This window comes from Moorena sp. SIO4E2, from assembly GCF_010671945.1.
Classification (GTDB): domain Bacteria; phylum Cyanobacteriota; class Cyanobacteriia; order Cyanobacteriales; family Coleofasciculaceae; genus Moorena; species Moorena producens.
In genome coordinates this window covers 1-9,964 of record NZ_JAAHIE010000265.1, presented here as the reverse complement: position 1 = coordinate 9,964, position 9,964 = coordinate 1, and the positions used below count along the sequence as shown (strand labels likewise).

Annotated in this window: 8 protein-coding genes; 6 read left to right on the top strand and 2 right to left on the bottom strand. The window is 45.8% G+C overall.

The window, feature by feature from the left end; all coding sequences use genetic code 11:
• Positions 1–255 precede the first annotated feature (255 nt).
• The gene (locus F6K37_RS23275) at positions 256–3,123 is read left to right on the top strand and encodes a glycoside hydrolase family 10-like protein (RefSeq protein WP_287252407.1); all 2,868 of its coding nucleotides are present in this window, start codon (positions 256–258) and stop codon (positions 3,121–3,123) included.
• Here F6K37_RS23275 and F6K37_RS23270 read toward each other — a convergent pair.
• Complete coding sequence (locus F6K37_RS23270) at positions 3,064–3,513, bottom strand: MerR family transcriptional regulator (protein WP_287252406.1); 450 nt, start codon at positions 3,511–3,513, stop codon at positions 3,064–3,066. The genes F6K37_RS23275 and F6K37_RS23270 overlap by 60 nt on opposite strands.
• A gap of 449 nt (positions 3,514–3,962) precedes the next feature.
• On the opposite strand from F6K37_RS23270, the gene F6K37_RS23265 reads away from it, so the two are divergent.
• Positions 3,963–4,412, top strand: a complete 450-nt coding sequence (locus tag F6K37_RS23265; protein ID WP_008177847.1) for a PPC domain-containing protein — start codon at positions 3,963–3,965, stop codon at positions 4,410–4,412.
• 72 nt (positions 4,413–4,484) lie between these two features.
• Here F6K37_RS23265 and cobS read toward each other — a convergent pair whose 3' ends face one another.
• Positions 4,485–5,279 carry an adenosylcobinamide-GDP ribazoletransferase gene (gene cobS, locus F6K37_RS23260; RefSeq protein WP_044491793.1) on the bottom strand — a complete coding sequence of 265 codons (795 nt, stop codon included), beginning with the start codon at positions 5,277–5,279 and terminating at the stop codon, positions 4,485–4,487.
• Between the two features lie 418 nt (positions 5,280–5,697).
• Here cobS and F6K37_RS23255 point away from each other — a divergent pair, with 418 nt between their 5' ends.
• The 4 genes from F6K37_RS23255 to F6K37_RS23240 all read left to right on the top strand — a co-directional run bounded on the left by F6K37_RS23255 (position 5,698) and on the right by F6K37_RS23240 (position 9,690).
• A complete protein-coding gene (locus F6K37_RS23255) occupies positions 5,698–6,957 on the top strand; it encodes an RNA-guided endonuclease InsQ/TnpB family protein (RefSeq protein WP_008177843.1) in 1,260 nt (419 codons plus the stop codon).
• Positions 6,958–7,747: 790 nt separating this feature from the next.
• Positions 7,748–8,200 carry a hypothetical protein gene (locus F6K37_RS23250; RefSeq protein WP_008177841.1) on the top strand — a complete coding sequence of 151 codons (453 nt, stop codon included), beginning with the start codon at positions 7,748–7,750 and terminating at the stop codon, positions 8,198–8,200.
• A 180-nt stretch (positions 8,201–8,380) separates the two neighbouring features.
• The gene (gene tgt, locus F6K37_RS23245) at positions 8,381–9,505 is read left to right on the top strand and encodes a tRNA guanosine(34) transglycosylase Tgt (protein WP_008177840.1); all 1,125 of its coding nucleotides are present in this window, start codon (positions 8,381–8,383) and stop codon (positions 9,503–9,505) included.
• 47 nt (positions 9,506–9,552) lie between these two features.
• The gene (locus tag F6K37_RS23240; protein ID WP_008177837.1) at positions 9,553–9,690 is read left to right on the top strand and encodes a photosystem II reaction center protein K; all 138 of its coding nucleotides are present in this window, start codon (positions 9,553–9,555) and stop codon (positions 9,688–9,690) included.
• Positions 9,691–9,964: the final 274 nt, after the last annotated feature.

The following is a 9,964-nucleotide window of genomic DNA, read 5'->3' as shown; positions in this document are numbered from 1 at the left end:
CTCCTGAAGGGCGGGGTTTTCACCCGCATCCGTTAGACAGTTAGACTTTTGAGGTTTTTATTCCTCGCGAAGTCCCCTACTCATACCCCTCTATTTTCTAGAGGCTCCTAGTAGGAACAAGCCGCACTGACTTCTGACTTGCGCGTAGCGCTATACCTAATGCGATCGCACTGATCTAAATCCGCACTTCTCGCTAACGTTGTTAATTACCAACAGAGGTTAGGATTTGGATAATAAAAATTTAAGGAGTAAACGGTGTTCAGGAGTAGTGATAGTTCCAATTGGCAGTGGTATTTGTCCAAGCAGCTAACCCCCTTGATCGGAGATTTAACCAGAGTCAAATCTAATCCTATCGATCTCAAGACTATTGTAGTTAGTACCTTAATCGGGCTTTTGCTCAATTCTCTACCATGGTTACCAGCTGCTAGTGCTCAAACGGTGCAACTGGGAGTAGTTAAGAGTCGGGATAATCAAGGGCATTGGTCTGGAATTACCGAACGCTTGCATTCAATTGGAGTTAACTACTGTATTGTTGACTTGACTGAAGTTAAGAAAGCCTCTGACTTCCATAACACTAATTTGCTATTTTTGCCTAATGTCGAGTTCCTCCACCCAAAACAATTCCAAGCGTTACAGGAGTGGATTGCACAAGGAGGAAAAGTTATTGTCACCGGTCCGACTGGGTTACTTTCCAAACCTGACATCCGCAAACAATTGCGTGAGCTTTTGGGTGCCTATTGGGGGTTTGCGATGACCCAACCCTCTATCCTCCATCCTTCCCCAGACAGTAACCAAAAATGGGTGCAGGATACTGGCATTACAGGCATCATTCAGGGTGGCACTCTCATTCCTACTGATCTTAATTCCACTACTGCTGCGGTCTGGAGTCAGGTTGACAAGCCCCCTGCTGTAGTAACCTCTAATAATGCTACCTTTTTTGGTTGGCGCTGGGGTATCGATCGCGTAGCTCCGGCAGAAGTCGATAGTGCTTGGTTACGAGCGGCTCTTGGTCGCTATGATGTCCAAGTCACTGATGTCAATGTCACTGATGCCCAACTCACTAGTGATTCATCTACATCATCTCAATCCTCTGATCACTCACCACAGAATTGTGGGGATATCGAAACGACTATTGCCCAGAAACAGGTGGAAACAGAGGATTCAGAGTCTGGAAATAACACAGATGCTTCAGCCAAGCCTAGCAATTCCCGATTAGCCCCATCACCCAAGCCAGCAAAAGCCCCACCACCGCGATATAGAAGACGAATTCTAAGCCTAAAGCAAGCCACTGCGATGGAGCGGGAGTTGGAAAATCTGATTGGTCGGTTTGAAAGTGCTTTGCTAAGAGCTGATGCAGCTAACAGTAATCTCAATTTATCTACAGGTGCTGCTATCGAACAATTTGTCACTGCTGGTGCTAAGCAAGTGTCGGAAACCTCTGAGGAAACAACGGATGAAACTAACTCAGCTACTGACTTAGCTATTGAGGCATTGAATCAGGCTAGAGTGGGTTTGGAAAATTATCGTCGAGCAGTGGCTCGCAGGGAGTATCAAAAGGCTAGTCAGCTGTGGATGACAGCACGAAATACCCTGTGGGAAAACTACCCAATTGATCGTAAACTAGCCCAGTCAGAGATTCGAGCAATTTGGCTAGACCGGGGTACTATTGTTAAGGCGAAGTCTGAAAAAGATTTAGCTAAGATTTTTGACAAATTGGCTACAGCTGGTTTTCACACCATCTTTTTTGAAACGGTTAACGCTAGTTATACGATTTACCCGAGTGCGATCGCACCAGAGCAAAATCCCTTGGTTGAAGGATGGGATCCCCTAGAAGCAGCAGTCAAGTTAGCCCATGAACGAGGGATGGAATTGCACGCTTGGGTTTGGATGTTTGCTGCAGCTAACCAGCGTCACAATGCGGTTTTAGATCAACCAGCAGACTATCTCGGACCAGTGCTATCCAAGAATCCAGACTGGGCAATCTTGGATAACGAAAAACGTGTGTTTCACAAAAGAACTAGAAAGGCATTTCTTGACCCGGCTAATCCGGAAGTGCGGGATTATCTAACTAAGCTATTGGAAGAGATAGCCAGCCGCTATGAAGTGGATGGGATTCAACTCGACTATATTCGCTACCCGTTTCAAGACCCCAAAGCTGGTCATACCTTTGGCTATGGTAAGGCAGCCCGTGAACAGTTTCAGGAATTGACCGGTGTTGACCCCATTGAGATTGACCCAAGGAATCAGAAGTTATGGCGACAGTGGACAGATTTCCGTATAAAGCAAATTGACACTTTAGTCAAGTCAGTGTCACAGATGCTGCGCCAGAAACGTCCCGACTTGATTATATCTGCTGCTGTATTTCCCATGCCTCGGGAAGACCGATTGCAAAAAATCCAACAAAACTGGGAAGATTGGGCATCTCGGGGTGAGATTGACCTGATGGTACCGATGACTTATGCATTGGAAACGGAAGAGTTACAGAAATTAGCCCAGCCATGGCTAAAAAAATCATCCCTCAGCTCAGCGTTAGTTTTGCCAGGGATTCGTCTATTGAATTTACCCGATATTGTAGCTGTTGACCAAATCCAACTGCTGCGAGATTTACCAGCTCCTGGCTATGCCCTATTTGCAGTAGAAAATCTCAATGATAATCTCAGGGGTATCTTGACACGCACTCAAGGAGAACAAGAGGCTACCACTGAAATACAAGTACCTTACCGTCAACCGTTCCTAACTGCAGCAGAACGTTATCAGGCTCTGCAACAGGAATGGAGTTTTATGTTGGCAAATAATCAAATCGTGATTGGAGAACCAGACCTTTCAGACTGGGGACAACAAGCCGATACCCTTTCCCTGTTGCTGAATCGACTAGCGGACAAGCCATCCATGATGAGCTTGCTATCAGCACAATTGTCCATGTCATCCTTCCGTACTCGCTTTCAGACGTGGATGTTTGGACAATCAGTTGAGCAACCGTATCAAGTCCAGGTATGGGACAACCGTCTGGAAACGATCCAACGATTATTGCGCTATGGTGAGCGGACGCTCAAAAATCGACCATTAGCTGGCAGGGAAACGGCCACCAATGAAGTGGACATCACTGAAGGTCTCGATCCATAGACGAGCACCACAAGATAGTGGGTTATCCGGGTTATAGACAATGCGGCACGGGCCAAGGATTTCTACCTGGTTGCCGTATATATTGTTGCCGCTTCGTTTTACCGAAATCACTGGCTTCCGTTCTTCGGGGCTTTTGTGGATATTCGAGCCAATGTTATTGCGGTTGACATTGATCTTAGCTAAAGCCGGAGCACGATTAGTGCGCCATTTCCCTTTTGGTCCTCTAGTGCCTTTCGTGATTTGGGGCAGATTGTTGAACAAGGGAATAATCCAGAATTTCCCACTTTTATAAGCACCCCGAACCCGACCCTTCTCTAGAAGTTGGCGCAATCGCCGAGAAGAAATACCTAAGAGAGATGCTGCTTCTGTAGTACAAACATACTTGTTCATTTGGTTGCCTTGTTTTAACTCTTCCTATAACAGTATTATATAGGATAAATGAATCATTGACAAGTTCTAGTAAAAAAAATCTCTTCCGAAGTAAATATTGAGGGAAATAACCTCAGTTTGATGTCATAAATTGGCGATTTTTTTGAGGAGAGAGCAGAACAGACTCAAAGCTTTTAATTCCTGGATAAAGTTGGTTATCTCGAAGTGAGGTTGAAATAGCGATCGCGTTGAATTTATGCTTTTTTGTGCTTATAAAATGACTAGAGTAAAGTAGGAAAAATCTCAAAAATTTGGCGGTGGAACATCCCGTCAGCAATAGATTAAGCTGGTTGTATTGTCAGGGGATAGCCTGGGTCTACTTCAATCCCATACTCGACACGACCCTGCTTTTTGAAGGGGGTTAGGGTACAGTGTTAGAAATGTTAGCAACTAAAAGATATCTAGTTTAGATGAGTAAAGCTTTTGCTGCTTGGTTTAGCTGGGTTATACCTGTAGCAGCAACTTTCTTGGCAACGAGCTTAACTGCACCGGTAGCCAGAGCACAAAACCTGTACAATCCGCAGCCGATTTCCCATAGCAAAGAAATTGTTGACACCCTGACTCAAAAAGATATTCCGATCGGGGACGGTGGCTTTGCCCGAGACTATGTAGTAAATCTTGATGCGGGAGACCAAGTTGCCATCGACCTGATCTCAGACAACTTTGACACGATGATCTCTGTGATTGCTTCTGATGGTTCTACGGTAGCGGAAAATGATGATGGACCAGATGGGAGTACTAACTCCTTGTTATTTGCTCGCATCACTGAGACAGATGAGTACATTATCAGGGTGCGTGCCTTTGGCTCAACGGGCGGTGGCACGTTCAGATTAAAGATAACCCGACTTAAACCAATTTAGGGGGTTAGTGGTCGAGTCGGTAAGTACTCGATTAACCAACAGGTCGTCTTTGCCAAAGAATTAGCGAAAGAATTAGTTAAGGATGAGGGTCAGTAAGCACAGAAACAGGGCTTCTGTCCATTCCACCACTGCTCCGTAAGTGTCTCCAGTATGTCCCCCCAGCTGGCGGTGGAACCAGCCGCCAGTCAGTAGAGCGATCGCACATCCTCCGATGGCCATGGTTAAGGAGAACCAAGCATTTGTCGGGTCAAGCAACACTGGCACTATAGATAAACTTAAGACAACGAATAATCCCAAGAGAATATCTTGGGGAATACGTATCCATGGTTTGTGAAATGCTCCTTTACCGGTGGGTCTGAGATAGGGATAAAATGCGATCGCTACTACTTGTCCCCAGCGTCCCCAAGCAGCTGCTCCCATCAAAGCTGCCCACCGATAAGCCCCGATATCAGTTAGGGCAGCTGTTTTTAACAGTAATAGAGTACAGGCTGCCATTGCCCCAAACGCTCCTGTAGCACTATCTGCCATCACATCTAAACGGCGCTGGGGATCTGGAACTGCTAAACCATCCGCTGTGTCTATCACCCCATCTAAGTGTAATCCTCCAGTCAGGGCAAGCCAGCTGACCACAACTACAGCAGAGCGAGTGAATACTGGCATCCCCAACTGTTGCAATAAAGTATCTAATATTACCAGTATCCCCCCAATCAGCAATCCAATCATCGGTGCCCAACGGGCAATGCCCCGAAACTCCATCCCCCAGCTAGCTGGTAGGGGAATACAGGTATAAAAAGTTACAGCACTGCTCATTGAACAGAAAAGTTGACGTCCCCATTGTTTAAATTGTTGTCCGGTAAAATACTTCATGGGTTACTGCTGTTACTGAAATTGATCAGAGTGGGAGAGTTTGAGAGGGAAAATTCATCCCCGACCTAAGAGGACGGGGTATTCTTTTCCCTCTCAAATAGTGTTAATATAAAAAGTAAGGGTCTCAAAAAAAACTGGGTATTGACCCCACTCAGCTACCGACCGTGCGGGGGAAAGTCACGCCCAGGTCGAGAACAGCAACGAGCGTTGTTGTGCAAAGGATACCCCATCCCTCTTCAGGGTGGGGAGGTTCAACTAATCAATTAACCTGGGGGAGCGATAAGACCCGCGCTATATCTGATCTTGTTAGCGCCGGGATACATGGACTCCCCCAGGTTAATTGAGGGGGTTAAACACCCCCTCAATTAACAACATTTAACAGTAGCGCTACAGCCAGTAAATCCTCTAGAATATTAGGATGTTGACTCTGAACTATCGCTACCGAATCTACCCAGACGCCACTCAAGAACAAAGATTAATTGAGTCGATGGAAATTTGTCGCAGTGCTTACAACTATGCGTTGCGGGAGATCAAAGATTGGTGTGATAGTCGCAAATGCTTGATAGACAGATGCTCTCTTGAAAAAGAGTACATCATTTCATCTGAAGCAAAGTTTCCTAACGAAATTAATCAACTGAACAACCTGCCCAACGCTAAGAAAGAATTTCCCAGGCTCAAGGAGGTTCCTTCTCAAGTTCTTCAGCAAGCTATCAAGCAGTTGCACAAAGGTTGGGAGTACTTTCAGTCCCGTGGTTTTGGCTTTCCACGGTTCAAAAAGCATGGGCAGTTCAAGTCTTTGCTGTTCCCTCAGTTTAAAGACAATCCGGTTACGGACTTGCACATCAAATTGCCCAAGATAGGACTGATTCCAATTAACTTGCATCGCCCAATCCCTAACGGGTTTGTGGTCAAGCAAGTGAGAATCATACGGAAAGCTGACCGATGGTATGCATCTATCAACATTCAATGTGATGTCAGTGTTCCAGACCCTATGCCACATGGTCATCCCATTGGCGTCGATGTCGGGCTGGAAAAATTCTTAGCAACAAGTGATGGTGCTCTCGTCAAGCCGCCGAAGTTTTTTAAGACCCTGCAAAGTAGGCTGAAAGTGCTGCAACGTAGGTTGTCTAGAAAGCAGAAACGGTCTAAGAATTACGAGAAACAGCGGATGCAGATTGCTAGACTTCACCACAAAATTGATAACACTCGGAAGGACTTTCACTTCAAACAAGCTCATGCTCTTTGTGATGCTGGAGATATGATCTTCATGGAAGATTTGGACTATCAAACTAGTGCCAAAGGGATGTTGGGTAAGTATATGCTTGATGCTGGGTTTGGACAATTCCGAACCATCGTTAAGTATGTGTGCTGGAAGCGTGGAAAGTTTTTTGGTGAAGTAGATGCCAGGAGGACTTCTCAACAGTGTCCTGAGTGTGGTGGGCAAGTCAAAAAAGACTTGAGTGTTAGAGTTCACAATTGCCCTGATTGTGGGTATAAAACCGATAGGGATGTAGCTAGCGGTCAAGTCATAAAAAATAGAGGGATACAACTGATCAGTACCGATGGACAGTCGGGAATCGAAATTGCCTGTGCAGTCGGTCTACCGGGGGTTGGGGCAACCCAATCTAGGTCAGAGGCGAAACCCCACAAGGGAGCAACCAGGAAATCCTTGAAGTGATTCTTGGAAGCCCGCGCTGTATGCGTAGCATCAGCGCCGGGAGGATGTCACTGAATTTTCCTTTGAGCACCATCGAAAGATTGGGATAGTATGGTGTCATAAGCTGTTGTTATAAGCAGCAAGTTACTCCACCCTATGGGTTAGGTCTCAACAGCAACGGGCTGCCAATCTAGTTAGTTCGTTCCGACCAAAACGGCTCAATCAACATTCCTTGGTAGAAGCGATGCAGCGCCAACAACGGGGAGGCAGTGCGGCCAAAGGGGGTCTCCCCTATGAGCAACTGCCGTGGTTTCCACGGGGCTGACAAGGTGCTCGAATGTGCTCCACACGGCCCCTGGCTATAGCGCGACTGCATCAATAAAAAGTAGTTGGCAATGGGTTGACCCCATTTGGGATATAAGCTGTTGGTGTTCACTCAATAAGGGTAAAACCTTAAACAGGAGTAATCTAGTTGACTAGATTTGACGAGTTTACTGTGAACTATTTAAAGATAAACACCTAACAGAGATTATCCCCTGCATCTATTGGAATTATCTCTTGCTGCTTACTAGGCACCCTTACACCCTTAAACGCTTGTAGGTTTACACGCTTATACGCTTGTATTAACCATTAAGCATGCTTAGATTAGGTATTAAGTACGATAACCATTAACCTTTATTGTTGGTTTTAACCCGTTGCCGTAGCTATGTTCTCATCAATTGGTTTAACCTTTAGGGTTGCCTCGCCAATCAATTAAATATACCAGTTGCATGTCAATATCAGCCCTGAAAAGCATTATAGGCTTTTATCCATGAGTCACCACCAATCTCGACACCAACTCCCAGCTCCTTGCATCATTGAAACTGGCATTATCATCAACAAGCGAGATATGAAACGCTTGCTTGGTGATTTAGGTTGCGTCCGTTACATCCACACTCTCGATGGTCAACTAAAGAACCAGGGGGAAGGGTTAGTTCAGGAAGTATTTGCTGATCCCCATTGCTCGACCCTGATTGCCAATCGGACACTTTACATCAATGTCCATAGTTTTGACTATTTACAACTGAGTCAGTCTCCAACCCAAGAAGCATACTTTGACCTAATTAATGAAAATCGTCAGTTGCGGCTGATTCCGCTGTTGAATCCCTTGCAACAAGAGTGTGTTGATCAACTTCAGGCGGAAGCCCTTGAAGCTATGGTCACACAGGTTCTAAGCGCGAAATGGGATGTGCAAATTGATGATGATGCAGATAGTCCTTTTTAGCTTAGAAGGTTAGAAGGTTAGAAGGTTACAGGTTGATTAATGAAATTCAAGGGTATAAGTATTGGCTTGCTCCAAGTTGGATGCATCTAATACAAAATATCGAAGACGCAAGAGTTTAACCTGGGTTAACCGAATTAGAAGCTATGGTCTAGTTAACGATATTTCAAGACCTAGATCAACTTGAATCAACAGAAAATTAATTTTTCATTTCAATGTCAGGCTTCCTGTAGCCACACTAAGGCAAGAGCTGGGGTGTTTGTGACCCCCCATGGTGTGGTGGAAACTCCCAGGTTTATGCCAGTAGGCACCCTAGCAACGGTAAAAACTCTAACACCAGCCCAGTTAGAGGTAGCTGGGGCGCAAATGGTTTTGGCTAATACCTATCATCTCCATCTGCAACCGGGAGAAGCCATCATTAAACAAGCCGGTGGTCTGCATCGATTTATGGGTTGGCACGGACCAATCTTAACTGATTCTGGTGGCTTTCAGGTGTTTAGCTTAAGCCAGCTCCGTACTATTACTGAAGAGGGGGTGAGGTTTCGATCTCCTCGGGATGGGCGGATGATTGATCTAACCCCAGAACGGTGTATGGAAATTCAGCATGCCTTGGGAGCAGATGTGATCATGGCATTTGATGAGTGTCCCCCCTATCCAGCTGAGCGAACTGAGGTAGAATTAGCAACTCAACGAACCTATCGCTGGCTCAAACGCTGTATTGTTGCCCACAATCGCCCTGAACAACAAGCTTTGTTTGGTATAGTTCAGGGTGGGGTGTACCTAGATTTGCGTCAAAGGGCTGCCGAATCCTTGGTCGAGCTGGACTTACCAGGTTATGCCATTGGTGGTGTCAGTGTGGGGGAACCGCCTGAATTGATTCACCAAATTGTCCAGACAACCGCTCCATTACTGCCATGGCATAAGCCTCGTTATCTGATGGGGGTCGGTACCTACAGGGAAATGGTTTTAGCGATCGCATCTGGCATAGACTTGTTTGATTGCGTTATTCCCACTCGCCTGGGACGTCATGGTAGCGCCTTAGTCCAGGGGGAACGCTGGAACTTGAAAAACGCCCAGTTTCGGGAAGATTTTTCCCCCTTAGATGCCAGTTGTCCTTGCTATTGCTGTCAGAATTTCAGTCGTGCTTATCTGAACCATTTAGTGCGATCGCGTGAATCTCTAGGCTATATGTTACTCTCTCACCACAATGTGACTGAGCTAATTCGGTTTACTCAAGCGATCAGGGCAGCCATCTTAAGTGATCAATTCACTACACAATTTGCTCAATGGCTGTTCACTTCATGTTAAGATACATGTCAATTATTAAATCTGTGTTGGAAAGGAAGATTTAAGATATGGAAGCTGCACTCCTGTTAGGAACATTACCCGAAGCTTACTCTATTTTTGGTCCAGTGGTGGACGTTCTACCAGTCATCCCTGTGTTCTTCTTGCTGCTAGCCTTTGTCTGGCAAGCCGCCGTGGGCTTCCGGTAAACTTCTCCCCCGCTAGAAAACCGGTTTGGCTCTAGGGGTTGGTTTGATCAGAAAATATCTACAAATTTAGACATATCTACCAAAAAGCTCTAGGTTGTGTCAGAAAGGAGTAGTACAAACCCGACGGATGAATCCGGGGGAAAGTAACCTCACTACCTGACCAACGTTTGTCTCTCGGAAGACTATGTGATCAATAATCCCTACGATTCATCCCACCTATGAACCGGTTAGGTCAGGGTGGGATGATGACTTGGCAGGGTTGATGACGGTATAA